The sequence below is a fragment of the Trichocoleus desertorum ATA4-8-CV12 genome (genome assembly GCA_019358975.1).
Lineage (GTDB): Bacteria > Cyanobacteriota > Cyanobacteriia > FACHB-46 > FACHB-46 > Trichocoleus > Trichocoleus desertorum_A.
In genome coordinates, this window is sequence record JAHHIL010000036.1 from 1 (window position 1) to 23,870 (window position 23,870).

19 protein-coding genes and 2 pseudogenes are annotated in these 23,870 nt (G+C 46.2%); 11 read left to right on the forward strand and 10 right to left on the reverse strand.

Going from position 1 to position 23,870, the window contains the following annotated elements:
- The first annotated feature begins 337 nt into the window (after nucleotides 1-337).
- Complete coding sequence (locus KME12_19995; protein ID MBW4490070.1) at nucleotides 338-733, forward strand: hypothetical protein; 396 nt, start codon at nucleotides 338-340, stop codon at nucleotides 731-733.
- A 289-nt stretch (nucleotides 734-1,022) separates the two neighbouring features.
- Here the strand turns inward: KME12_19995 and KME12_20000 are convergent, their stop codons facing one another.
- From KME12_20000 to KME12_20020, 5 genes are all read right to left on the reverse strand, one after another.
- A complete protein-coding gene (locus KME12_20000) occupies nucleotides 1,023-1,589 on the reverse strand; it encodes a hypothetical protein (GenBank protein ID MBW4490071.1) in 567 nt (188 codons plus the stop codon).
- A gap of 538 nt (nucleotides 1,590-2,127) precedes the next feature.
- Entirely contained in the window at nucleotides 2,128-3,003 is an 876-nt protein-coding gene (locus KME12_20005; GenBank protein MBW4490072.1) for a tetratricopeptide repeat protein, read from the reverse strand.
- A 243-nt stretch (nucleotides 3,004-3,246) separates the two neighbouring features.
- The gene (locus KME12_20010; protein MBW4490073.1) at nucleotides 3,247-4,749 is read right to left on the reverse strand and encodes a multicopper oxidase domain-containing protein; all 1,503 of its coding nucleotides are present in this window, start codon (nucleotides 4,747-4,749) and stop codon (nucleotides 3,247-3,249) included.
- Between the two features lie 650 nt (nucleotides 4,750-5,399).
- Entirely contained in the window at nucleotides 5,400-6,773 is a 1,374-nt protein-coding gene (locus KME12_20015; protein MBW4490074.1) for a HAMP domain-containing histidine kinase, read from the reverse strand.
- 3 nt (nucleotides 6,774-6,776) lie between these two features.
- Nucleotides 6,777-7,466, reverse strand: coding sequence for a response regulator transcription factor (locus tag KME12_20020; GenBank protein MBW4490075.1), 690 nt, complete (start codon nucleotides 7,464-7,466; stop codon nucleotides 6,777-6,779).
- Between the two features lie 720 nt (nucleotides 7,467-8,186).
- On the opposite strand from KME12_20020, the gene KME12_20025 reads away from it, so the two are divergent.
- The 4 genes from KME12_20025 to KME12_20040 all read left to right on the forward strand — a co-directional run bounded on the left by KME12_20025 (nucleotide 8,187) and on the right by KME12_20040 (nucleotide 11,020).
- The gene (locus KME12_20025; GenBank protein MBW4490076.1) at nucleotides 8,187-8,462 is read left to right on the forward strand and encodes a hypothetical protein; all 276 of its coding nucleotides are present in this window, start codon (nucleotides 8,187-8,189) and stop codon (nucleotides 8,460-8,462) included.
- Between the two features lie 127 nt (nucleotides 8,463-8,589).
- Entirely contained in the window at nucleotides 8,590-9,456 is an 867-nt protein-coding gene (locus tag KME12_20030; protein MBW4490077.1) for a hypothetical protein, read from the forward strand.
- Between the two features lie 161 nt (nucleotides 9,457-9,617).
- Nucleotides 9,618-10,790 carry an Nramp family divalent metal transporter gene (locus tag KME12_20035; protein ID MBW4490078.1) on the forward strand — a complete coding sequence of 391 codons (1,173 nt, stop codon included), beginning with the start codon at nucleotides 9,618-9,620 and terminating at the stop codon, nucleotides 10,788-10,790.
- A complete protein-coding gene (locus KME12_20040; protein MBW4490079.1) occupies nucleotides 10,781-11,020 on the forward strand; it encodes a hypothetical protein in 240 nt (79 codons plus the stop codon). The genes KME12_20035 and KME12_20040 overlap by 10 nt, the downstream gene beginning before the upstream one ends.
- Before the next feature lie 75 nt (nucleotides 11,021-11,095).
- Here KME12_20040 and KME12_20045 read toward each other — a convergent pair.
- A pseudogene (locus KME12_20045) lies at nucleotides 11,096-11,789 on the reverse strand (IS1 family transposase).
- A gap of 90 nt (nucleotides 11,790-11,879) precedes the next feature.
- On the opposite strand from KME12_20045, the gene KME12_20050 reads away from it, so the two are divergent.
- Genes KME12_20050 through KME12_20070 form a run of 5 tightly spaced genes read left to right on the forward strand, consistent with a single transcriptional unit; the run spans nucleotide 11,880 to nucleotide 16,005 of the window.
- A complete protein-coding gene (locus KME12_20050) occupies nucleotides 11,880-12,773 on the forward strand; it encodes a haloacid dehalogenase-like hydrolase (protein MBW4490080.1) in 894 nt (297 codons plus the stop codon).
- Nucleotides 12,774-12,800: 27 nt separating this feature from the next.
- Nucleotides 12,801-14,441, forward strand: coding sequence for an alpha-amylase family protein (locus KME12_20055; GenBank protein MBW4490081.1), 1,641 nt, complete (start codon nucleotides 12,801-12,803; stop codon nucleotides 14,439-14,441).
- Nucleotides 14,438-14,683, forward strand: coding sequence for a DUF1206 domain-containing protein (locus KME12_20060; protein ID MBW4490082.1), 246 nt, complete (start codon nucleotides 14,438-14,440; stop codon nucleotides 14,681-14,683). Before KME12_20055 ends, KME12_20060 begins: the two co-directional genes overlap by 4 nt.
- 32 nt (nucleotides 14,684-14,715) lie before the next feature.
- Nucleotides 14,716-15,714, forward strand: coding sequence for a TIGR03885 family FMN-dependent LLM class oxidoreductase (locus tag KME12_20065; protein ID MBW4490083.1), 999 nt, complete (start codon nucleotides 14,716-14,718; stop codon nucleotides 15,712-15,714).
- A 57-nt stretch (nucleotides 15,715-15,771) separates the two neighbouring features.
- On the forward strand, nucleotides 15,772-16,005 hold the full coding sequence (locus KME12_20070) for a hypothetical protein (protein MBW4490084.1): 234 nt from the start codon (nucleotides 15,772-15,774) through the stop codon (nucleotides 16,003-16,005).
- 10 nt (nucleotides 16,006-16,015) lie between these two features.
- Here KME12_20070 and KME12_20075 read toward each other — a convergent pair.
- The 4 genes and pseudogenes from KME12_20075 to KME12_20090 all read right to left on the reverse strand — a co-directional run bounded on the left by KME12_20075 (nucleotide 16,016) and on the right by KME12_20090 (nucleotide 18,084).
- A pseudogene (locus KME12_20075) lies at nucleotides 16,016-16,799 on the reverse strand (HAD-IC family P-type ATPase).
- Nucleotides 16,800-16,950: 151 nt separating this feature from the next.
- Nucleotides 16,951-17,358 (reverse strand): hypothetical protein, encoded by a 408-nt coding sequence (locus tag KME12_20080; protein MBW4490085.1) that lies wholly within the window; start codon nucleotides 17,356-17,358, stop codon nucleotides 16,951-16,953.
- The gene (locus KME12_20085; GenBank protein ID MBW4490086.1) at nucleotides 17,327-17,731 is read right to left on the reverse strand and encodes a hypothetical protein; all 405 of its coding nucleotides are present in this window, start codon (nucleotides 17,729-17,731) and stop codon (nucleotides 17,327-17,329) included. Before KME12_20085 ends, KME12_20080 begins: the two co-directional genes overlap by 32 nt.
- A gap of 122 nt (nucleotides 17,732-17,853) precedes the next feature.
- Nucleotides 17,854-18,084: a hypothetical protein gene (locus KME12_20090; protein ID MBW4490087.1), complete on the reverse strand. Its 231-nt coding sequence runs from the start codon at nucleotides 18,082-18,084 to the stop codon at nucleotides 17,854-17,856.
- A 268-nt stretch (nucleotides 18,085-18,352) separates the two neighbouring features.
- Here KME12_20090 and KME12_20095 point away from each other — a divergent pair, with 268 nt between their 5' ends.
- On the forward strand, nucleotides 18,353-23,800 hold the full coding sequence (locus KME12_20095; protein ID MBW4490088.1) for an AAA family ATPase: 5,448 nt from the start codon (nucleotides 18,353-18,355) through the stop codon (nucleotides 23,798-23,800).
- Nucleotides 23,801-23,870: the final 70 nt, after the last annotated feature.

The window sequence follows — 23,870 nt, forward strand, 5'->3', positions numbered from 1 at the left end:
GGGAGCACTATCGTAATCACACCCGAGCCACGGTTAATTGGCGCTTTTCTACCGTGGATGCTCGCGCAAAATTCGAGCGGCTCTATCCAACCCCTAGCCTGTCATAATCCCTGTGGTGGACTACTAGCAACATCATCCTCAAAGTATTTTGGTCAATGGCCATCTTACTAGCAGTCTTTGTCATCGGTAGCCTGATGTTTACACGAACTGAAACAGTAGATCAGGGATTGGAAGATACTCAGCCGCTCATCCAGAAATAAGGATAGCAAGTTCTCAATAGCTACTCGTCCGTCTTATTTACAACCTCTGTTTTGAATTCTTAACACTAGCAGTCATCATGAGATGGAAATCCTGTTTAACCTTTAGCAATTGGGCGATCGCGCGATCGCTCAAACAACTGTTAGCTTTACTCGTCGCACTTATCTGGATTTTTTCCTTGACTGTACTACCTGTCTCAGCGCAAGAACAGCAGGGAAAAAACAGTCAATTTCCGCTGTTATCACCTCCTAACGACCAACAGACAGAATCAAAACCTGTTACGCCGCCTCTTCCTAATCAGCAGGAACCCCAAGATCCTCAGGAAATAGAAGCTTCCATCGACAAATTTTTTACTGAAGAAATCCCTAAAGAGCATGTCCCTGGCTCGGTGGTTGCCTTGGTAAAAGATGAAAAAACTCTATTTACCAAAGTCGATTGCCCTGCCCGTCTTCGCGTTGTTGGCCTGGAAACATAAGTTCTGGTCTGCTTGGGAGCGATCGCTTTACTCCCTAACCACCCTAGCAGCTCTAGTTTTTATCCCGTTCCTAGTTTATTGGAATCTGCTAGGTGGAGCAGGTTTAGCAGGCAGTTTATGACTTTAGCACCCAAAATTTAGCACCCAAAATTTAGCACCCAAAATCATGTTTTAGGCTCAGTCAAGGCTACAGACTCAAGTAAAATTGCAGCGATCAGCTCAACAGAGGAAAGCGATCGCTGCAACTTTAAACAGACCCACTCTCCTTAATGCCTACCCTGGGTGTGTTTTAATCTACAGGTAAGGTGTAGTTTAAGGTAGGCAAGCTGCTACTGTGCGTAGGGCAGGTATTGTTAACCGCTGATCTAATGGCAACATCTGCGAATCGACTGATTCCACTTGCACCTAATCTAGTGATGACTGTTGAGGGAAACATTGTCTTAGCATCAGCTTCAACCCCTGCTTTGATAGTTGCATAGGGTCGTTCCTGCTTCATCTGTGCACAGGTTGTATTAGCAAGAGCTATTAATCTGCCAAGAGGAGCAGTGGCTATAAAGTGATAGTGCCGTATTTCATAAGGTCCTTCTCGTATCCAATCAGAGTCCCTTGCCAGCTGGCTGAGATAGTTCCGAAATGGTACTGGATATGCCCAGTCACCTGTTTGGGCTTGTGCTGGTAGATTTAGCGACAGTGCGGAAGCTATCCCTAATGTTGCTGCTACAAATCTTTTTAACATTGATTTTTCCTTTTTGTATTGTTGTGACAGAGAGTTGTATAACTCTCTTAAATCTCCAGTGTGTAGACTCCTGCCATATTCCATGACTGAAACCTCTACTAGTCTTCTAACATCTGTCATTTAACTTGGAGGAGTTGGTATTACTGATCCCTCTACTCTTTGATGCACTGCCGCTTGCTTTATATCAATTTCCTTCTCCATACACAGAGTCATCAAATGTTCTAATTGCCCTAGCATCATAGACCTGAGGGGATTGAGGATAACTAACAGCCTGCAATGTGGGGGCTTGCCCACATAAATAGGTTAGGTCAATCACTCTGCTGTCACTCGTTTGAAAGTAACAAAGTGGCTCAGAAAAGTAAGTATTTGCTGTTTCTACAGACTGAGACCTAGCTGTTTTTGGTAGTGGTTCCCCCACAGATGGTGGAACTCCAATGTTCGCTTGAGCAATGAGCGAAGCAAGCAGAAAGGATGAAAAATCTGTCCCAAAAAAGCTTAGCATTTGGTTTGTGAATGGATTTGTGCATTGATAAATTTCATCAACCTTAATTCCTGCAAGCGTGCAGCGATCGCATTTATTGGATGACACGAATTTGTCTCTGCGTCATTTAGCTTGGCACGGGTAGCTTGGCACGGTGCCACTGTGCATCGAGGTTTTTTATTCTATTAAGATGCCTGTGGCAGTCGCTCGGTGGGATTGGCCTTCTTGCTCCAGCTTTTTGGCGAACTGAAGGTCTGATGCGGCTCCCTTGCGATCGCCCAACTGAGTCCGAAGATCTGCTCGACGGACATAGACGGCAGCTAGCGCCGGATTCAGCTTAATAGCTTGATTGAAATCCGCCATTGCTCCCTGCATATCTTTGAGTTGAAGCCGCAGTTCAGCCCGGTTAGCATACGCAGCAGCGTAACCAGGGTTATCTTCAATGGCCTGATTAAAGTCTGCCATCGCAGACTGATACTTACCCAGCTTTAAGTTGAGCGCGCCTCGGTTGTTGTGGCCGATGCCATCTTCTGGATAAAGTTCAATCGCTTGGGTGTAGTCGCTGAGCGCTCCCTCATCATCGCCCACTTGTTCACGAGCTGCGCCGCGACTGTTATAAAGATATGAGAAATTAGGATTGCTCTTGATAGCTTCCGTATAGGACGCGATCGCCGCCTCATGATTTCCTATACGACTCTGAAGACGCCCTTGATAAGTGTGAGCAATCTCATGAGTAGGGATCACCTCTATGGCTTGACTAAAGCTTACTAAAGCTCCTCGCTCATCTCCCTTCATAAGCTGCTCTAGCCCTCGATTGACAAAGCGCTCAGCCTTTAGATCCAGAGCATATTCTTCGGGCGATCGCGGTTTGGATTCTGAAGATGGGTGATGTGAATCATGAGCAGAAGAATCAGAAGACGCCTGAAGTGAATTGTGACCATGAGAATGGGCCAGAACTGGGTGAGATGTCAGAGCAAACCCGCTACAAGTCATTGCGATGCCAATAGCAGCGACTTTAAAGCATGATTGAATCTTTAGCTCTAGTGACTTCATTGGTAGAACTCCGGGGTGAGATTAATTTTGCGATCGAATCTAAATTTGGTCAGCGCAGGCAAGGCTGAAGTAATCTAGCGCAGCCATCCCTGTCGCCTTAAAGAACTATCAAAATTTCTACCCAGCTTTTGCCTTAGCAATTCCCCATCCAGAGAAGCACCAAGGCAAGAACTGGAAATTAACAGCGATCGAGGAATTGATCCCCAAAGATTTCGATCCTTAACGCAGCTAGCAACCGATGGATTAAAGCGGCGGTGCGGGCAGAGGTCGGGCGGGCGCGGTTGTAACCGGATCAGGGCCACCTGTACCCACTTGGAACTGGTTCATCATGTCGTGGTCTTCATGCACGCTGTTGTGACAGTGCGACATATATTTACCTGTGTGAGGCCCAAATTTGCCAATCACCCGCACAGACTCGTTTTCACCCACATAGAAGACATCTTTGAAGCCGCGCTCGTAGGGGAAAGGTGCTTTCCCGTTGCGATCGATAATTTGAGCATCAATCAAGTGGACGTGAATTGGATGGAACCAGCCGCCTGAGTTGTTGTACAGTCGCCAGATTTCAACATCGCCAAGTTGAGGGTTAGCATCAATTCGGTTGACATCCCATACTTTGCCATTAATGACCCACAGTCCGTTTGAGCGCTCATATCGAAACTCCCGCGTCCGCACTGCCGAAGAGGTAGGAATGACACTGTAAGGACGAAGTGTGCTGGGAACAGAGCTATCGTCTGCTTCCTGCCGCACCACATCAAACCGCATGACTACATTGGTATTGGCATAGTCTTCGTTGTTGGGCAGACTAAGGTTTTGCAGCACAATCTTAGTGCCAACTGGGTACTTAGAAAAATCGATCACAAACTCGTACCGTTCTGCCATGCCAAGCCGGAAGTTTGCCACCTCTACGGGCGATCCCATCAGTCCAGCATCCGTGCCAATCATCGTAAACTTGCTGCCATTACTGAGGGCAAGCCGATACGATCGCGAAAGTGAACCATTCAACACACGGAAGCGGTACTTGCGGTTTGCCACCTCCATCCGAGGCCAAGGCACACCATTGACAGTGATGATGTCTCCCATCAGGTTGTCCTCACCATCGTCGTCATACACTAATGAGCCATTTGAGGAGAGAATGACGTCTTGGATCATCAGCGATACATCATACGCTCCTTTGGGTAAAGCGAGGCCTAGCTCAAGGTCATCTTGAACAATGTAGCTGGCAGCCAATCCTTTGTAGACGTTGCGAGCTGTTCTGTGAATTGCGTGGTCATGATACCACAACGTTGCAGCCCGGTTATTAGGGTAAATGTAATCTTTGTAGTACCCAGGTGGAATTAAATCCTCTGCGTAACCATCGTACTGAGGTAGGGAGGCCATACCATGCAGGTGCGTGGAGGTTGGCGTTCCAATGCTGTCATTGATGAAGCGAACCACAGACTGACGATCTTTGCGCTGCCTGATGGTTGGCCCTGGCACTGTTCCGTTGTAGCTGAAGACCTCGGTACTGAGACCCGGAATAATGTTGACCCGCGTCTTGTTGACCTTGATCTCGTAGTAGTCGGTTGTTGCATCGCTACGCACAGGGTTAAGCACGGGCGGAAGGCGGAAAGGAAGAGAGAAAGGAGCAACCTTGGGGCTGTTCGGATCGCTTGCGTAGCTCCGTTTTTGCAGTCCGATCGGCAGTAGCAATGAACCACCTGCGATCGCTCCAAACTTCAAAACGTCGCGCCTGGTAAATCTTGTCATGATGATTTTTTAAGGGGGTTGTCTAGGTAGATTGAGCAAGAGGGTCACACTTAAACGACTGTGCGAAGAGAGAAACCTGCGCCAAGGCAGCACAAACTTGTACTTCAGAGGAAGTAGCTACTTTATGCTTGCCACGTGTACATCAAATCTTTTAGGTATAAATGATGACGTACATAAAGCGCTTGGCATCCTGGGTAGGTATTTACATTGCTTTATGAGCAACTTTACATTAATTCACATTATTACAGTAGTATTTATGAATTAGTAGCCAAACAGGCCGAAAAAACGGCTGTTTTTGTAAACTTTTGTAAAGCATTGACGAACACAGGAACTTTTGACGCTGCTTGTATTCGCTTTACTTAGAAATTTTCTACAGTCTGAGAAATGACAATTCCAGTAGAAACAAGGAATTTCTAACAAATCAAGTTAAATCTTTACAAAACTTATCTATTAAGATAGATGCCCTTTCTGGAGACAAATTTTCGCCATGTAAAATTGAATACAATAGAATAGATTTCCTGCACAAATTAAAATTGGCCCCCTTTCTGAAATGCCCGTTAGAGTAAAATTTGCTCGATCGGACATGCTGGGAGCCTGCGGAGTTGCGTCAACCGTTTCACAGAAACAGACCGGGACTTAGAATATCCCGCTCATTCTAGGGGCAAGCGCACAGTAAAGGTGCTGCCCTTACCAAGTTCACTGCGTACTTGAAGGGTGCCGTGATGGGCCTGAGCAATGGCTAAAGCAATAGGTAAACCTAAACCAGAACCGCCTGTGTGGCGCGATCGCTCTTGTTCTACTCGATAAAAGCGATCGAAAATTCGGCCTTGGTCGGCTGGAGCAATTCCTAGCCCTGTATCCTGAACTTGAATAATGGCGTCTTGTTCATTTCTGTTGAGCGAAACCGTCACCTTTCCTCCTGCGAGTGTTGCTTGAATCGCATTGTTAATTAAGTTGCAACCTAAACGATAAAGCTGTTCCTCATCACCTAAAACATAGACAGATGTGGGCACCTGTAACTGTATGGAAAGTTCTACTTTCCCTTTAACTGCTAAAAAAGCGAGTTCTTCTACTAAATCGCTGATCAGATCATTGAGACAGCAAGGGAGATGCTTTCCTGTCAGTTTACGCTGGTCAATCCGGGTTAGTAGTAGAAGATCCTTAACTAACTCTGAGAGCCGTAAAGTTTGGCGTTGCAAGACAGCTAGCACTCCTCCTGTTATCTCTACAGTAGAATTTTCAGACTTATCTTGAAAGCGCAGCGTAGATTCGATTGTGGCTTGCATGGCAGCGAGCGGGGTGCGAAATTCGTGGGCAGCATCGGCAGTAAACTGCTGCATTCTCTGATAAGAGTGGTAGATCGGTTGCATCGCTAATCCCGCTAGCCACCAGCTTGACAAAGCTACCAGAAGCAGAGCGATCGCGCACCCTAGCAGCAACGTCCAGCGTAAGGCCACCAGGTTTTGGTCTAGGTCTTGTAGCGATCGCCCCACCTGGACATATCCTCCGGACTGATTCTGTATCTGTAGCGGTAAGGAGACTTGGCGATAGCGAATCCCTTGCTCATCTGTCAATGTCTCCCACTTTGCTTTTCCTGATGTGCTGGGCAATTGGTCTATCTGGAGTCCCATGACCACAATGGGTCTTCCCTTTGAATCTATTAAGCGAATGTAGTAATTGATTGGATCAGGCACACCGACCAAAGGAGGCCGAATGACTTCAGGAAGTTGAGCTGCTTTAGTAGCTTCAGCGCTAGGGATACAATCTGCTTCAGCGAGACATAGACGCAAGGAGAGGTTTTTAGCAACCTGACGTAACTGTTCTGGTCGCTGTATGACAGGCTCAATTCGTTTCGCCACAACCCCTGTAACCGCTTGCAATCCTTGATCGATAGTTCGGCGATAGGCATGGGCAACCACCTGATAAACTCCAAAACCAGATGCCCCCAGGATGCAAGCCATGACCCCAGCGTACCAAATAGCCAGACGGAGACGAGTTGAGCCAAAGAGTTGACTGTCTTTCATTGCTTATCCATCCAGGTTAAAGCGATAGCCCACACCGTAGATGGTTTCAATCGTAGACCCCTCATCTTCCAATTTACGCCGGAGTAGACGAACTTGGGCGGCAACAACATTACTCACAGGTTCAGCTCCCACTTCCCAAAGCTGGTTCATGATTTGATCGCGATTGACAATCTGGTTGGGGTGCTTCATGAAGTACTCCAAGAGCTGAAACTCTTTGATAGTTAGAGGAATCACCTGGCGATCGCCCTTCGCATCTTGCCGAACAGCTGCGTGAGTTCCATAGTTGAGTGTTAAATTGCCAACCCGGAGTTGAGACGGCTGGATCTGAGGCGATCGCCGCCGCAACGCTCGCAGTCTTGCCAGCAGTTCTGCCATCTGAAAGGGCTTAACCAAGTAGTCATCTGCGCCACTGTCCAGCCCTTGAATCTTTTCTTCCATCCGGTCTTTTGCAGTCAGCATCAAAACAGGAAGCGGTCTATTTTGGGCTCGTAGCCGTTTGCATAACTCCACCCCTGACATCCCTGGCAACATCCAATCAAAAATTGCCAAAGTGTATTCGCTCCAGTGAGATTCTAGATAGCTCCAGGCTTGCTTGCCATCTAGCACCCAGTCCACCACGTAGGTCTGGTGATTCAAAACTTGCTTAATGGCTGCACCTAAATCGGTTTCATCTTCAACTAATAACAGTCGCATTATTAATAACTTTCTTCTGACTAGAATCCCTTAATTACAAGGTATTTACAGAATAGTGAAATCAGCATGAAATTCATCTCCTCCATTAGATATAAATACTAGCACCATACGCATAAAAGGCTTGAGTTAATAATGAAAACAGCATGAATTTTTACTCAACCTATAAATAGAAACCTCCCTTCTCTCTTTAGCTGGAAGAAATAACTAACTTCAATCTCTATATTAGTAAACAAATGACTAAAACTTGATTATTGCTAAGCAAGATAGAGATTAAAAGTTTTTTCGAACTCATTAAAAATGCTTTAACTCAAATGTTCTATGCTTCAAGTTTTATTTAAGTTCAATCAGCATCATGTTTAGGAGAAGGTTATGAACCAGAAAACTCATTTAATCAGGAGAGGATTTGGCCTAATAGGAACGATCTGTGGAAGTTTATTAGTGGGTCTACCTACAGTTTCCTTGGCTAGCCCAGCCGTCTCTAGGGTTCTCAATCCATGCCCTGGCATTTATTATGAGGAACCCCACAACAGCACGAAGTTAGTTCCTAGAGGTTGCCCCGCTAATACTGCAACTCGGCTTCTCAGCGAACGAACTCAATTGTCTCGTCAGCAGATGATTAGGGTTCCTGAGAGAAGGTCTTTGCCTCTAGCACAGCCCCCCCTACCTGAAAACAGGGCAGAACCAATCGCAAATATCGCTCCTGTTGCAGGGGAAGTAGGTGTGAGATTAAAAAATAACACTAACACTCTCGTTAGTTATGAAGCGATCGGATATACCCAGCGTCGTTTTCTTCCAGCCGGGGCAGAAGCCACCTTAAGGCTACCAACCCCTGCAACCATCACGATGGTGCGGCAGGACGATGGTCTCTTGGAAGTGATGTCAATGCCCACCGAAAAAAGCGGAATATTAGCAGTATCGCTTGATGAAGCGACTACCTTGACTGATAACCAAGGCGTCTTGAGAATTCAACCAGATGGTCAAGTCTTCTTGAACTAAATCAATGAAAATCAAACAACTGAGGTGTGAACAGATGTTTTGTTGGCTGTTCTGACCTAGCTGTTGTGACCTCATCAACAGCGAACTCAAAAAGTTTTTGATCATAAATAAACGGAGTGAAAATCACATGGCTCGCTACACTAGCTCTAATCACAATAGCTTTACTCAAAAGTTAGGAAAACTAAATGGTTCCTTTCCATCAGGAATTGCTTTTGCTCTAATGGCCTTAGTTCTTCCTGCTTGCACCGATGGACGACAAGAAGCCGCTGCCCCACCACCAGCGGGGAATGTTACAACTGAAGAAGTTGCGAATGAGACCAACCGCTTAATTGGACAGACCGTGACCATTCGAAGCGAACCCATTAAGAAAATTGCTCCTAACACTTTTACCGTGAGCGATGAACAGTTCTTTGGTACTGAATCAATTTTGGTTGTTAATGCGTCAGGCCAACCTTTCGTTCTACCCACTGACGATGGTGTTGAAGTGCAGGTCACGGGGCAAGTTCGCAACTTTGTCTTAGCAGAAGTGGAGCGCGACTTTGACTTAGACTTAGATCCCGAAGTGTATGTTGAGTACGAAAGCAAGCCTGCCATTATTGCCCAAGCGATCGCCCTAGCACCGGAACCAGGCAAGATCACCGAAGATCCTCAGCCGTACTACGGTAAGGCGCTAGCAGTCACAGGTGAAGTTGAAGATATTAGAACACCAAACTCTTTCACACTAGATGAAGATGAGTTGTTTGGTGCCACTGACCTGCTGGTTTTACGAACCAATCCTAAGGCAGGAGCCCTGGCTGTAGCCCCCGTAAAAGATGGCGAAACAGTTGCGGTGACAGGTGTACTGCGTCCCTTTGTCGTGGCTGACATTGAGCGAGACTACGATTTGACTTGGGATCTAGATTTGCAGAGAAAGCTAGAAGCAGAATATAGCCAAAAACCTGTACTGATTGCTGACGCTGTTTATCCTTCAGCAATTCCAGACGCTGCCAAGTAAGTTATCTCCTTTGAGTAGAGGTTGGGTGGTGATTCACCCAGCCTATTTACTTTGCTTGAAGCACAACAAAACCATTTTCGTTGGATGGCACCTGTATCGCAATTAAGCGAACTGAGCTTGAGCCTGTGCTGAGCTAGATCCCCATAGGAGTAGAGAGCAAGATGAACAGTAATCAACAAATACAAACTGGTGATCCATCTACCGACAAACCACAACCGCAAGTGCCGCAACCACCTCAAGGGCGAGATTGGCTGAAATGGTTGGGGCCTAGCTTCCTCTGGATGCTGTCTGCCGCTGGCTCTGGTGAGTTACTCTTCACCCCCCGGATTGCGGCACTCTATGGCTATACCCTCTTATGGGCACTCCTAGCGGCAGTAGTTCTGAAATGGTTTATTAACCGTGAAGTTGGCAGGTTTACCGTTTGCACCGGTATTACGATTCTAGAAGGCTTTAAGCGGCTCCCTGGCCCCAAGAACTGGGCGATCTGGCTGATTTTAGTGCCTCAGTTTGTGGTGGCGATCGCCACTGTGGCGGGTATGGCAGGAGCCGCAGCAACCGCACTAATTTTGATGACTGGCGGCACCGCCCAACTCTGGACCGTAATCATCATTGTAGTCACAGCCGCGATCGTTTTTCTGGGGCAATACGATGGCGTCGAAAAAGCTTCATCCTACATCGGCATCGGGCGTACCATAGCCGTGGTGGCTGCTGCCGTTTTTGTCTTTCCTAACCTGGGGCAACTATCAGGCGGGCTAGTCCCTCAAATCCCTCAAGATGTCCAGTATCAGGAAATCCTGCCTTGGTTGGGGTTCATGCTAGCAGGGGCCGCTGGAATTATGTGGTACTCCTACTGGATCGGTGCTAGAGGCTACGGTGCTGCCACCAACAAGCGTGAAGAACCCATTGACTTTAAGCAGCTCGATCGCGATCAACGAGAGCACTTGCAGGGATGGCTAAGCTTGATGACCTTCTCCAATACCCTAGCTGTAGTCGGAGCCTTATTAGCAGCCCTCTCGTTTCTGATTTTGGGAGCAGAACTGTTGCGTCCACAGGGCTTAGTACCCCAAGAAAACCAGATTGCAGAAACCTTAGGGAGCCTCTTAGGAGATCTTTGGGGCCTTTTGGCTTCTGGTTTATGGTCGCGATCGTCTTCATCACCTTTTGCAGTACTACCATGTCTGTGCAAGACGGGTTCGGACGCATGTTTGCCGATGGAACACAAATTTTGCTGCAAGGGTTTGGGGTGCGGAGTAAGCGTTGGACCAACGAAAAATTCCTACGTAAATTCTTTATTGCTACCTTGTTGGCAGGACTCCCGATTGGCGTGTATCTGATCTTCGGCAAACCTGTGGGGTTACTTCAAACCGCTGGAGCCATTGAAGCCTCTCATATCCCAGTCGTCACTGGGCTCACTTTATATCTCAACCACCAGATGCTACCGAAGAAACTACAGCCTAATCCCTTAAGCTTCTGGACAACTACTTTAGCAGGACTATTTTTTGCTGGATTTGCAGTGACTTATTTATTACAGCTCACTGGGCTGGTCGGCACAGGCGGAGCGTAGAGACAGGGACGAATTACATAAGCTGCTGTGAACACGCTGTTTAAAGCATTGGGCATTGCTGAATGAAGGTATGAACTAGGCTGGAACAGGCACATCCCAGAATTTTAAGTAGTGAAGTGACAAGCGAATCGAGTGTCTCAGCATTTCCTCGCTCTTGGAATAGCACAACGTCTTGCGATGCAGACGCGCCAGATAGTGCCGTAAGCGGGTATTTTCTGACTCGACTCGGGTCATATAGGTTTTGCTCACAATCTGGTCCCCCTCTGGAATAAAACCCGGATAAACACTCCATCCGTCAGTCACATAGAAATAGCACTGCCATTGAGCGACGATCGCCCATAAGGGAGTAAACGTCTCGGCACTATGGTCCCCTAACACCCACCCTAAAATTCCACAGGTGAAGTGGTCAACTGCCGTCCAGAGCCAGATTTTGTTTTTTTAGCCCTGACAAAGGTTTCCAGTTCATCCAGTTCTCCTACCTGAGGAACGGTGTCAGGATCATAAGCATCGGGGAGATGCTGACCCACTTGTTTGACCCAGTTAATCACAGTGGTGTGATGCACTCGCAATGACCTCGTTCAATGCCACGGAATCCCATGCCGTTGACGTACATCTTCAAGCATTCTCGTTTGACCTCATCCGAGTAGCCTAGGTGAGGCTCGTAGTGGTCGAGAAACTGGCGAGAGCAAGTCACGCAGATGTGATTTTGTTTACCTCGCTTTTTCCCATTCTTACGGTTATGAGTGGAGCCACACTCAGGACATTGCATCAAGAATAACCTCAATTCATACTTCTATTCTGCAACGCCAAGCATTGAAGCAGCTAGAGCAAACTCAGAAAGTGGAGCGAGAGAATAGTGATGGCACAAAGACAAGAGACTCATCTCACCAAACCCCAAGCGACTAAGCCTGTCTGTAACCGCATTGGAATTGTGTTTGACTTTGATGACACGCTTGCCCCGGATACTTTCGATGAGCTAGTGAAGGCTTTAGGTTTAAGCGTCGATGAATTTCGCCAGCAGCAATATGAACCCTTAAAGGACGCAGGCTGGGATCATGTGGCAGCCAGATTCTACTGTTTGGTTCAAGCGTCCAAACACCACTCAGAGATCCAGCACAAAATCACCCAGGATTATCTGATTCAGTTTGGTCAACAGCTCCAGCCTTTTCATGGTGTTACGGAGATGTTCGATCTCCTGCATCAGCGTGTACAAGATCTCAATCCAAAAATCGAACTAGAGTTTTTTATCATTACAGGTGGGTTTGGTGAGGTGGTTCGCCATACCTGCATTGCTCCTTACTTTACTCAAATTTGGGGCTGCGAATTTCACTATGACGAAACAGGCGAAGTTGAATTTCTCAAGCGCAGCATCAGCCACACCGAAAAGACCCGCTATTTAATGCAGATTGCCAGTGGCAAGGATCGAGTGGATGGAGATGGGCGATCGTTTGCCTACCGAGATGTTGCAGAAGATCAATTGCACCTCCCTTTGTCACAAATGATCTACGTTGGAGATGGGGCTTCAGATGTCCCTTGCTTTTCAGTCCTGAATGATGAAGGCGGGATTACGATCGGGGTTTATAAAGAAGCTCAAACCTGGGATCAGCAGATTCAAGTGAGTGAGAGTCAGCGAGTCACCAATTTGGCTGAAGCCGATTATCGTGAAGATTCAGAATTAATGCGATCGCTCACCCTTGCAGTTGAAAGTTTATGCAAACAAATTTCCCTACGCCAGCTCAGTGTTGGAGAATAAGTATTAGCGACTAGTTTTAGATATTCTATGCAAAATCATTGGTACAAGAATGCGATCGTCTATTCCCTGGATGTCGAAACCTTTATGGATTCCGATGGAGATGGCATTGGTGACTTTAATGGACTCAGGCAGCGGCTGGATTACCTAGCAGGATTAGGCGTCACCTGCCTCTGGTTATTGCCATTTTACCCCTCACCAAACCGAGACAATGGCTATGATGTGATGGACTACTACAACGTTGATCCTCGTTTAGGCACCTTCGGCGACTTTGTGGAGTTCATGCATCAGGCTAAAGAGCGAGGGATGCGAGTGCTGATCGATCTTGTCATCAATCACACGTCTGATCAACATCCTTGGTTTCAGGAATCTCGCGCTAACCCAGATTCTTGCTACCGGGATTACTACGTTTGGTCCAAAAATCTCCCTGAAAGTGATCCGGATTTAATTGCTTTTCCCACTGTAGAGGATAGCTTATGGGACTACGATGAGCAGGCAAATGCCTACTATTTACACCACTTCTACAAACATCAGCCCGACCTGAATATTGCTAACCAGGCAGTGCGAGAAGAGATTTGCAAAATCATGGGCTTTTGGCTAGAACTAGGCGTGTCTGGCTTCCGGATTGATGCAGCCTCCTTCTTAATCAATAGCATCGGTATTCCGGGTGCTAATCAGGAGGACTTAGAAAAATTCTTTGATGAAATGCGAGGGTTTCTGACTTCACGCCAAGGAGATGCGGTCTTGCTAGCAGAAGCCAATGTGCCCGCAGAGGAAATTCCTACTTATTTTGGGCAAGGAAATCGCATCCATCTCCTGTTCAATTTTTTACTAAACCAATACATGTTCTTGGCACTGGCTCGCCAAGCAGCCGAAACGCTGTGCTACGGGCTAAACACCTTACCAGAAATTCCTGCTCAGTGCCAGTGGTTAAATTTTGTCCGTCATCACGATGAGTTAACGCTCGATCGCCTGAGTGACTCAGAAATGCAAGAGATATTTGACGCTTTTGCCCCTGAAGAGAATATGCAGATCTTTGGACGGGGAATTCGTCGTCGCCTACCTCCTATGCTCAAGAGCGATCGCCGCCACATCGAACTTACTTATAGCTTAATGTTTAGCTTACCGGGTACCCCCTTATTGCGGTATGGCGATGAGATCGGCATGGGCGATGATTTATCCTTGCCAGGAAGAACGAGTGTGCGAACGCCGATGCAATGGTCGGATGAACTTAATGGCGGCTTTTCTGATGCACCCTCTGACCAATTGCCCCAACCTGTGATTAGTGAGGGAAAATACGGCTACAAAGAGGTCAACGTTGCCCAGGCTCAGCGCGACCCATCCGCACTCATTAACTGGATGGAACGCATGATCCGGATTCGCCAGCAATGTCCAGAACTGGGCTATGGTACCTTACATATTTTAGAAACAGATGTTCCCTGTGTGTTTGCTCACTGTTGCGCCTCGGGCGATCGCGCGGTGATTGCCGTACATAACTTAGCAGACCAAGATTGTACAGTCACTCTTAAATCGCTTGAGTATCAACATTTGTTTGATCTATTTGGCGATCGCCCCTATGAATCCCTCAATGGGGACGAAAAAGTGATTCAACTATCTCCCTACGGCTATCGCTGGTTTCGGGTCAATCGGGCTCATTCAGCGCTACTATGACACACCACGACTTCCAACTGCAAAACCTACAACAACAGGTGCAACGAGTTGTTGCCCATGCTTGGGTTATCGTAGCGGCATGGCAATCTAAGGCCAGTCAAGCGAGAGGCTTTGGTGGAGTCTTAGCAACTCTAGAACACCAGCCTTTTGGTTCCTGCTTATTAAGTCTAATGGCTCTGGGACTGATGGCTTATAGCATCTATGCTTTGGTGGAAGCTCGTTATCGCCGCATTGTCAACTAGTAGATTGCAGGTAGTTACCCAGGAAGATGGTCATGGTGCAAATAGGTTATCACGCCTCTCACGAACAATTTCCACCTAGTCAACTGCTGAAGTATGCCCAAATGGCAGAACAAGCAGGATTTACGCGCGTGCTTTCATCCGATCACTTTCATCCTTGGGGTGAGCAGCAGGGGCAAAGTGGATTTGCTTGGTCTTGGTTAGGCGCAGCCATGCAAGCAACACCCAGCGTCTCCTATCGAGTGGTCAATGCTCCCGGCGATCGCTATCATCCAGCGATCATCGCCCAAGCCGCCGCTACCCTCGCCGAAATGTTTCCGAATCGCTTTTGGCTGACTGTGGGGAGTGGTCAGGCACTCAACGAGCACATCACCGGAAATAAATGGCTAACCAAGCGCGATCGCAATACTCGGCTCAAAGAGTGCGTTGATATCATGCGGGCGTTATGGGCAGGGGAAACGGTAACCCATCATGGATTAGTTTGTGTGGAAGAAGCCAAACTTTATTCTCGCCCTGACACCCCACCGCTGATCATTGGAGCAGCCATTACAGAAGCGACTGCCGAATGGTTGGGAAGTTGGGCAGATGGACTGATCACCATTTCACGCCCACCCGAAAAACTAAAACGAGTTGTTGATGCTTTTCGACGCGGAGGTGGGGAAGGGAAGCCCATGATTTTGAAAGTTCAGCTCTCCTGCGATCGCACCGACGACATGGCTCGTCAAAAAGCCCATGAACAATGGCGCAACAATATCTTTAAGAATGTGTTGATGACGCAGCTACGAACACCAGAACAGTTTGACGCAGCAGGAGAATGTGTCACCCCAGACGAACTGAATGAACACGTCCGAATCTCAGCCGATCCCCAACAACAGATCGAGTGGCTACAGAAAGATATTGAATTAGGCTTCGATGAATTAATTTTACATAACGTCAACCGGGAGCAGGAGCAATTCATTCAAGTCTTTGGAGAGAAGGTTCTGCCAGTACTAACAGCAGGTAGTGCATCAAATAGTAGTGGGATAAATGGCTAGGTCGTGCCAAGTTAAAGGACCTCACTACTGACGACTAATTCTTCAATCAACTCGTCCGTGTCTTTTCCCACTCGTGCCGCCAAAATTAGTCCACTAGAATCAGCTAAACTGACGCCAATTCAGCAATCGCCAACTTCTAGCTGTTCTGGGAGGCACTGCTTCTGTTTTTTGGACTTTGAGCAACGCTATCAGGCGTTGATTGAGCAAGGTCTCAAAGACAATCCACCCCTGCCAACAGACCTGTTCTCCTACCTGAGTAGTTACCACACCGAGACGACAATCCCTGAGTAAGGCGCTTAACAACATGGCTCACTTGTGCCTGGACAAAACCAGCTTTGCCAACGATCGCAATTTGATCACTGATTTTTCCAGTGATTCCTTGTCCGGCATTGTGCTTGACCGTTTACTGCGTCTACCCAAGTTAAATTCTGCTGATGAGCAAATTGGGCAATCGCCTCACCAATTGAATGTTCCGATAAACTCTCCAAAGCTGCGGCCACTTGTAGCAGTTGGTCAGTGGACGGTTGGGTTGCCATCACTTCAACGACCTGGAGCTTCCCAGTTGTTAGTGTTCCGGTTTTGTCAAAAGCGATCGCCCGCACTTGCCCAATCCATTCCAACTGTGCCCCGTTCTTGAACAAAATTCCATGTCGCGCACCGTTGGCAATTCCTGATAGCAGGGTCGGCATAATTGAAGCCATCAAGGCACAGGGCGACGCAACCACTAGAAAAATCAATGCCCGGTAAATCGTTTCTTCCCAGTTCCAACTCAACAGAAAGGGAGGTAACGTACCGAGCAAGATTCCGGAGATCACAATCACCTTGGCATAGCCACGTTCAAATCGTTCAATAAATTGCTGAGAGGGTGGTGCCTCGGTTTGAGCTTGCTGGACGAGACGAATCACTCGCTGAATTAAGCTACTTTCAGGCGGTTGGTGAATTTTGAGCCGTAATGCTCCATTGCCATTAATCGTGCCTGCAAAGACCTCATCTCCGATTGTCTTCTCAACGGGAATCGATTCCCCTGTAATTGAAGCTTGATTCAACGTACTAAATCCTTCCATGACCAAACCATCGGTCGGTACCTGTTAGGCGACGATTAGATAGGCCCCGATGACAACTGCATAGGCCGCCTCTGAGATTACTTTGTCGTTCTGCTTCTAGAGTGAGATCGCGCTCCAACAAGACCCTCAAAGCAAAGACACTAGGACTGTCTACTAACACCAATAGAAACGCCTAGTGCCGGGTCCAATTAAATTTCAACAACTTCAACTCTACATGAAAGCTAAAGACAGCGCTGATAGCCGTAAACGGATGCTCCAGGTAAAACCACTCCACCCCCCTTTTTCCCTGAGACCCCTTGATTTTCATGGCGACTTCTAACCCTTGCCGCCAGACCTTACGGTGATGGTACGCCCGATGGACTTCTCCTGATTTGAGGTAAACACTGGCAAGTTTCCACAAAACCTTGCCATAGCGGCGTTCACCATCTGTAAACCAACGGATGAACTGGGCTGGTTTTGCCCAATCCCAAGCGCTTTGAGTGCCTTGCTCAAACAGTGGAGTCTGCTTTTTGCCTGCCTGGGCTGCAACCCAATAGCGACTCTCTCGTTCAATGAAATGAATTGTCCACCCTTGACTCATTTCGGGGGGGAAGGTTCTCGCCAACACGAGTATATACTTCATCCCCTTCGAGCGTCACATCTGCTCCGACGGGCGCAGGGGGTGACCATGCAGTAGCTTGCTGAGCCAGCCTTTGCTCCCAGCGCATGATGGTTGAGTGTGACTTGCCAAGTGAGCGTCCAGTGGCACGAATGCCCAATCCTTCTGTGCGCACATTCAAAGCTGCACTCACAATCACAGACGATGTTCGGAGCCTCGACATCGGAGTGCCGCTTCGCTCGTTGAATTGTCGGTTGCAAGCCTTGCACAGATACTTCTGGACAACACTGTCATCTTGGCGCTTGGTTGTCCCATTTTTCACCACCTTTTGGCTTTGGCAAGTTGGGCAGTTCATGGATGCATCCTCAACGCTGCCTTTATTTGATCTCTCATTCTTCAGCAGACCACTACCGAAGTGAGGACTCAACTGGCGATAGGGCAGTACGGACAATTTCTTTGCTTGCTTTGAGGTAAGGTTTAGCTCTCCCAAGGTGCTTTTGAGTCTTCTGGGTTTACCTGCTTGCGTTCCTGTAACCGTCTGGATAAAAAACTCCCTATTTCTGGGCTAACATGAGCCTGAATCTGCTGCCACACTGTCATCTCAATTCCTTCTAGTGTTTTCATCGCAGCTGGATCACTTTCGTTATACAGGATTTGTGCAATAGCTTGGAGGTGAGCTTTGAGCGCTTGTTCTTGTTCAGGAGTCATGACTTTGGACGAGAGTAGACTCTCTCATCCTCACTGATACCGTCTGGATTGACCAGTCATGCAGTTAACCTAAGCATTATTACTCATCGCAAAGCTGACATGCTCCCGGCTTAAGTTGCGTATTTTCCTCGAAGTTTCCTAAGACACTCAACAGAATAATAGCTATAGGAACTGTAGAAGCTCAAACGGTATTCCTCCCACGAGGAAGATTTGGGTTGATTTTTGCAGTTTTGCCGAATCATGAATCGAATACTGTTTGATGATCAATATGATTAACATCTTGGGCTATAAATCTACTTATAAAATTTATGAAAGCACTAGTACGGTTGTTTATAGAGGAAAAGATGAAACAAAGCAAGCCTCAGTTATTATCAAAACTCTAAAGTCTGACTACCCGACTCCAAAAGAACTATACAGACTTCAGCATGAATACGAGATCGCTAAAAAGCTTGAAATTGAAGGAGTTGTCAAACCCTATAGATTAGAAAAGCATGATTTAAGCTTGGCATTGATACTAGAAGACTTCGGTGGGGAGTCGTTGTCAGCTTTCTTGGATTCTGAAGCATATGACTTAAAGCAACTATTAAAAATCGGAATTCAACTAACTAGTGTTTTAGGGGAAATCCATCGGAATAATATTATACATAAAGATATTAAACCTCAAAATATTATTATTAACTTTGAAACGAATCAAGTCAAAATTGCTGACTTTTCAATTGCATCATGCCTCTCTAGAGAAAATCAAACAATCAGTAATCCAAATCTGCTAGAAGGCACACTAGCTTACATGTCGCCAGAGCAGACTGGGCGCATGAACCGAGTCATAGACTACCGTACAGACTTTTATTCTTTAGGGGTTACATTTTATGAAATGTTAACGGGTCAGTTGCCTTTTGTAGCCACGGACCCCATTGAATTGGTACATTGCCATATTGCCAAAAATCCAATTTCTCCTCACCAGCTCAATCCAGAGATTCCTGAATCTGTCTCTGCGATCGTGATGAAGCTATTGGCAAAAACTGCTGAAGACAGATACCAAAGTGCCTATGGTATTAAAGCTGACTTAGAGGTTTGCCTAAATCAGCCAGAAGGCAAGGGCAAGATTGAGAGCTTCACTCCAGGCCAGCAGGATGTCTCTGCTCAGTTCCAGATTCCACAAAAGTTGTATGGCCGAGAATTAGAAACTAAAACTTTGATGAATGCCTTTGAACGAGTTAGTCAAGGCATTACAGAGATGGTGTTAGTGGCGGGTTATTCTGGGGTTGGTAAATCAGTTTTAGTGAATGAAATTCATCGGCCTGTTGTCCGTCAAAAGGGATATTTTATCGCTGGTAAGTTTGACCAGTTTAAGCGTAATATTCCTTACTTTTCTCTTGTTCAAGCTTTTCAAGAGCTAGTGCGTCAACTCCTAACGGAGAGCGAGAGTCAAGTTATGGCCTGGCGTGAGAAATTACTGAATGAACTTGGTTCCAATGGTCAAGTCATTATTGATGTTATTCCTGAAGTTGAATTAATTATTGGCAAGCAACCTGCTCTGCCACATCTCAGTGCCTCAGAGTCCCAAAATCGATTTAATTTAGTCTTTCAAGAATTTATTAGAGTTTTTGCGCAAAAAGAACATTCCCTAGTTTTATTTCTAGATGATCTACAATGGGCAGATTCAGCCTCTTTGAAATTAATCCAGTTGCTGATGACGGCTGCTGGTCAGCAGTGTTTGTTACTGATTGGGGCTTATCGAGATAATGAAGTTAATCTACTACATCCCCTGATCGCAACCTTAGAGGAGATTCAAAAAAACAAAGCTGCTATAGAAACAATTACTTTATCACCCTTATCTGGTGATGACATCAGAAAACTAGTTGCTGATACATTCCGTTGCAGCTTGATGAAAGCTGATTCACTCGCTCAGTTGTTGTCAAAGAAAACAGATGGCAATCCTTTCTTCTTAACTCAGCTCCTGACCACGCTCTATCAGGAAGAATTAGTCTATTACAACACTGAAGTTGGCCTCTGGCAGTGGAAAATAGAAAAAATCCAAGATGTAGAAACCACAGATAATGTAGTTGATTTAATGGTTAAGAAGCTTCAACAACTTTCTGAATCAACGCAGAACGTACTGAAGCTAGCAGCTTGTATTGGTAACACTTTTGATCTAAGCCTTTTAGCGATTGTTAACGAAAAATCTTTGTTTTCCACCGCTACGGAGTTATGGGAAGCTTTACAAGTAGGGTTAGTTTTACCTTTAAGTGAAGCCTACAAGCTAGTTTTGATGAACGAACTGGAGGGATTTGAGCAAGCTAGCAGTCAGGAGATTGTTGTTAGCTATCGTTTTTTACATGACCGAGTTCAGCAAGCAGCTTATTTACTAATTCCTGAAGACCACAAGAAAGAAACTCATTTAAAGATAGGGCGATCGCTACTAAAGGATATTGAAGCAGCAGAGCAAGAAGAAAACATCTTTGATATTGTTAACCAGCTTAATATTGGAGCTAGCTTAATACTCCATCAAAATGAAAAAGATGAGCTAGCCCAATTAAATTTACTGGCAGGCCGAAAAGCAAAAGCGGCAGCAGCTTACGAAACTTCACTGAAATATCTCGATACAGGCTTGGCACTCCTGCCTAGCAATAGTTGGGATTGCTGTTACAACTTGACCGCCGATCTGTATATAGAAGCCATTGAAGTGGCCTATCTAAATACTCACTTTGAAACAGCGGAAGAACTTGCCAAAGTTTTTCTCAATCATGCCCAAGACCTATTGCAGAAAGCCAAGGTCTATGAAGTAAAAATTCAGTTTTATATTGCTCAAAATCAGTTGCAGCCTGCGATCGCTAGCTCTTTAGAAGTTTTAGCAATGTTGGGTGAACCCCTAAGTGAAGAGCCTCCGAAACAGGTAGACATAGAAACATTGCTTGATCTACCTGAATTGACTAACCCTCAGAAGCTAGCGGCTTTGCGAATCCTTATGCTGCTGACGCCAGCGGCTTTGTATGCAAATCCTGCTTTACTACCCTCGATCGCTTTCACAATGGTCAATATTTGCATTCAGTATGGTAATTCTCCCCCTGCTGCCTATGCCTATGCCTTTTATGGGCTGATTTTGTGTGGCGGTCGCGGCAACATTAACCCTGGCTATCGCTATGGCCAGCTCGGCGTCAGAATTTTAGAGCGCTTCAATGCTAAAGAACTGAAAGGCAAAGTTTCCAATATGTTTAATGTTTTTGTCAGACATTGGCAAGAACCTGTTCGCAATACCATTGAGCCTTTACGGGAGGGAGTTCAAAGCGCTTTAGAAACAGGTGATTTGGAGTATGGTTGCTATAACGCTGTCTCTTACTGTACTTATCAGATTTTTATCGGAGAGCCTTTAGCAGTCGTTCGTGAACAGCAAACTAAATATATTGCTCTAGTACAAGGTCTGAAGCAGGAATACCAAACTTACTTCTTACGGATTAACAGCCAACTAGTGCTCAACTTAATGGGTGAGGCCGAAGACCCAAACTGTTTGGTAGGCACAAGTTTTAATGAAGTTGAGATGCTACCTGCTTTGGTTGCCTCTAAGAACTTTACTTTACTGTTCTGTGTTTACTTAGCTAAAGCTATTCTCTTCTATTTGTTGGGTGATTACGAGCAAGCAGTGTTACATGCCACATTAGCTGCAAAGCATGAGGGCAGTATGGTTGGGTTCTTACAGGTAGCTCAACTTAACTTCTACTATTCTCTGAGCTTGTTAGCTCTTTATGCTGATGAGGAAGTGGAGGAGCAGAGCGAACTGTTAGAGCAAGTCCGAGTCAACCAGGAACGGATGCAGGAATGGGCGCACTATGCACCTGAAAACTATAGTCATAAACACCAACTCATAGAAGCAGAAATGGCTCGTGTCTCCGAGCGATATTTTGAGGCCACAGAACTCTACGATCGTGCGATCGCAGGTGCCAGAGAGCAAGGGTATGTCCAGGAAGAAGCGATCGCCAATGAATTAGCGGCTAAGTTTTATCTCTCTCGCAATCGAGCGAAGCTAGCTCAGCACTACTTGTTGGAGGCATATCATGGTTATATCTGCTGGGGAGCAACCGCTAAAGTCAAAATTTTAGAAGAAAAGTATTCTGGACTGATTCTGAACCCAACCCACTCTACCTCATCAGGATTGAGCCACACAAAGACATCCTCTAGCCTGATTACAGGTAGTGTGAGTGCTTTGGATGTGACCGCAATTACTAAATCATCCCAGGCGATCGCGAGTGAACTGGTTCTCGATCAGCTGCTACAAAAGCTTTTGCGGATTGTGATGGAGAATGCAGGGGCGCAAACAAGCTGTTTGATCTTGGAGAAAGCAGGACAGTTTGTGGTGGAAGCAACGAGCAATGTAGAACAAGACGAGGTTATTTTTTGGCAATCCATTCCTATCACGTCTAGTCAGCAACTTCCTATTTCTATCGTCAACTATGTTGCTAGAACTTTGGAAAATTTAGTTCTGAGCGATGCCACCCAGGAAGGAACTTTTACTAGAGATCCTTACATTATTAAAACTCGGCCAAAGTCTATTCTTTGTACACCTATCCTCAACAAGGGTAGATTGATTGGCTTGCTGTACTTAGAAAACAACTTAACCGCAGGGGCATTTACTGCCGATCGCTTAGAGATTTTAAGTCTTCTGTCATCTCAAGTCGCCATCTCTTTAGAGAATGCTTTGCTATATAGCGATTTGGAAACAGCGACCCAGAACTTAAAACAGGCCAATATGCAACTGGAAGACTATAGCCATACGCTAGAGAAAAAGGTTGAAGAACGAACTCTACAACTCAAGGAAAACAATACTCAGCTGGAAGGAACGCTACATGAATTGAGGCAAGCTCAGACCCAACTGATTCAAACTGAGAAAATGTCAAGCTTGGGTCAGCTGGTGGCGGGTGTGGCTCACGAGATTAATAATCCGGTGAATTTTATTCATGGCAATCTCAATCATGCCAACGAGTATACTCGAGACTTGTTAGAACTCGTGCATCTCTATCAGCAAGAATATCCTAGTCCATCTCCTGATATTGAGACCAAAATTGACGAGATCGAATTGGACTTCTTAAGTGAGGATCTACCTAAATTGCTGAAATCGATGCGAGTTGGCGCAGAACGAATTCGGCAGATTGTGTTGTCGCTGAGAAATTTCTCTCGGCTAGATGAGGCTGATATGAAGCCAGTTGACATGCATGAAGGCATTGAGAGTACTTTGTTGATCTTGCAACATCGACTGCAAAAGAAAGAAACAGGCTTTGCGATCGAGATTTTTAAGAAGTATGGAGATTTACCACTCGTAGAATGCTATGCGGGTCAGATCAATCAAGTATTGATGAACATCCTCAGCAATGCGATCGATGCTTTAGAGGAATGCAGCGCTCGGCAGTCTAGCTGCAAACTACTATTCACCCCAGAAGGCAAGCTACTAAACTCAGGGCTCATTCGCATTTGTACAGAGATGGTTAATCGTGATTGGGTTAGAATTCGGATTGCGGACAACGGTATGGGGATGACAGAGGAAGTCCGCCAAAAACTTTTTGACCCCTTCTTTACCACAAAACCAGTGGGCTCCGGGACAGGTTTAGGGCTGTCAATCAGCTATCAAATCGTAGTTGAAAAGCATAAGGGCCATCTTAAATGCCTCTCTCAACTCGGAGAAGGCTCAGAGTTTATCATTGAAATTCCCACTCATTACCAAAGGTAGAGATAGTCTTCTGCTCCTCGCACAAAAAAGGGGGCACTTACAAGAGGTGCCCCTGCAATGATCTCCTACA

Excerpts from the sequence above, each read along its gene's own strand:
- KME12_20080 (MBW4490085.1), bottom strand. The coding sequence starts at position 17,358 with ATGAGTCAAGGGTGGACAATTCATTTCATTGAACGAGAGAGTCGCTAT.
- KME12_20015 (MBW4490074.1), bottom strand. The coding sequence starts at position 6,773 with ATGAAAGACAGTCAACTCTTTGGCTCAACTCGTCTCCGTCTGGCTATT.
- KME12_20035 (MBW4490078.1), top strand. The coding sequence starts at position 9,618 with ATGAACAGTAATCAACAAATACAAACTGGTGATCCATCTACCGACAAA.
- KME12_20030 (MBW4490077.1), top strand. The coding sequence starts at position 8,590 with ATGGCTCGCTACACTAGCTCTAATCACAATAGCTTTACTCAAAAGTTA.
- KME12_19995 (MBW4490070.1), top strand. The coding sequence starts at position 338 with ATGAGATGGAAATCCTGTTTAACCTTTAGCAATTGGGCGATCGCGCGA.
- KME12_20095 (MBW4490088.1), top strand. The coding sequence starts at position 18,353 with ATGATTAACATCTTGGGCTATAAATCTACTTATAAAATTTATGAAAGC.
- KME12_20055 (MBW4490081.1), top strand. The coding sequence starts at position 12,801 with ATGCAAAATCATTGGTACAAGAATGCGATCGTCTATTCCCTGGATGTC.
- KME12_20000 (MBW4490071.1), bottom strand. The coding sequence starts at position 1,589 with ATGACAGATGTTAGAAGACTAGTAGAGGTTTCAGTCATGGAATATGGC.
- KME12_20065 (MBW4490083.1), top strand. The coding sequence starts at position 14,716 with ATGGTGCAAATAGGTTATCACGCCTCTCACGAACAATTTCCACCTAGT.
- KME12_20090 (MBW4490087.1), bottom strand. The coding sequence starts at position 18,084 with ATGACTCCTGAACAAGAACAAGCGCTCAAAGCTCACCTCCAAGCTATT.
- KME12_20020 (MBW4490075.1), bottom strand. The coding sequence starts at position 7,466 with ATGCGACTGTTATTAGTTGAAGATGAAACCGATTTAGGTGCAGCCATT.
- KME12_20060 (MBW4490082.1), top strand. The coding sequence starts at position 14,438 with ATGACACACCACGACTTCCAACTGCAAAACCTACAACAACAGGTGCAA.
- KME12_20050 (MBW4490080.1), top strand. The coding sequence starts at position 11,880 with ATGGCACAAAGACAAGAGACTCATCTCACCAAACCCCAAGCGACTAAG.
- KME12_20005 (MBW4490072.1), bottom strand. The coding sequence starts at position 3,003 with ATGAAGTCACTAGAGCTAAAGATTCAATCATGCTTTAAAGTCGCTGCT.
- KME12_20010 (MBW4490073.1), bottom strand. The coding sequence starts at position 4,749 with ATGACAAGATTTACCAGGCGCGACGTTTTGAAGTTTGGAGCGATCGCA.
- KME12_20085 (MBW4490086.1), bottom strand. The coding sequence starts at position 17,731 with ATGAACTGCCCAACTTGCCAAAGCCAAAAGGTGGTGAAAAATGGGACA.